Source organism: Vibrio sp. 811, assembly GCF_033339195.1.
Genome location: NZ_JAWOUB010000345.1, coordinates 1 through 743 on the forward strand (window position 1 = coordinate 1; position 743 = coordinate 743).

Annotated in this window: 1 protein-coding gene; it reads left to right on the plus strand. The window is 40.9% G+C overall.

Annotated elements, in window-relative coordinates; translation table 11 throughout:
* The first annotated feature begins 353 nt into the window (after window positions 1-353).
* Entirely contained in the window at window positions 354-725 is a 372-nt protein-coding gene (locus R7Q46_RS26785; RefSeq protein WP_005464887.1) for a GntR family transcriptional regulator, read from the plus strand.
* Window positions 726-743 lie beyond the last annotated feature (18 nt).

The window sequence follows — 743 nt, forward strand, 5'->3', positions numbered from 1 at the left end:
TGAGTCCTTATTTTTCTAGGGTGAATTCCACTATAATTCTCACTAGATAAGAATGTTTTAATTTTAATATTCAATAAATTCTCACTCAGTGATAAACACAAGTTTTGTCGTAAGTTTCTCACGCTCTGAAGTACCTCTAATTGCGGATTCTCAACTTATGAGAAGTGGTTGTTTTTATATCAATTTGAAATAGAAAAAACGCATCCGATTGCGTGCAAATATTCGGTGCAACGTGTCGAAAACGGACTCCACAAACACGCTGTTGTGTGATGGCAAAAAGATTAATTCTTTCTATTTCTCAAACTCAGTGTTATACATATATATAACACCAATTCAGCCATAGGATGTTTATCATGACGCATTGGCATGATCGCCAACCGATTTTTCGCCAGTTGGCTGATCAGATCACCCAACAAATATTGCAGGGCGTCTGGAAAGAAGGCGAGGCTTTACCCTCCGTCCGCAGCATCTCTGCCGATATGAAAATTAACCACCTTACCGTCATGAAAGGCTATCAGTTACTTGTTGATGAAGGACTGGTGGAGAAAAAACGTGGCCAAGGCATGTTTGTCGCACAAGGGGCAATTCAACAATTGCGCTCTGCGGAAAAGGCTCGCTTTCTTGAACAGCAAATTCCTCAAATAGCCGATACATTACAACGTCTGGACATGTCAGTTGATGAACTTGTCCAGCAACTCAACCCCCATATGAAAGGTGACCAATGAGCGCATGAGTCAGTGTAA

Coding starts and splice junctions, on each gene's coding strand:
- R7Q46_RS26785 (WP_005464887.1), top strand. CDS start 354: ATGACGCATTGGCATGATCGCCAACCGATTTTTCGCCAGTTGGCTGAT.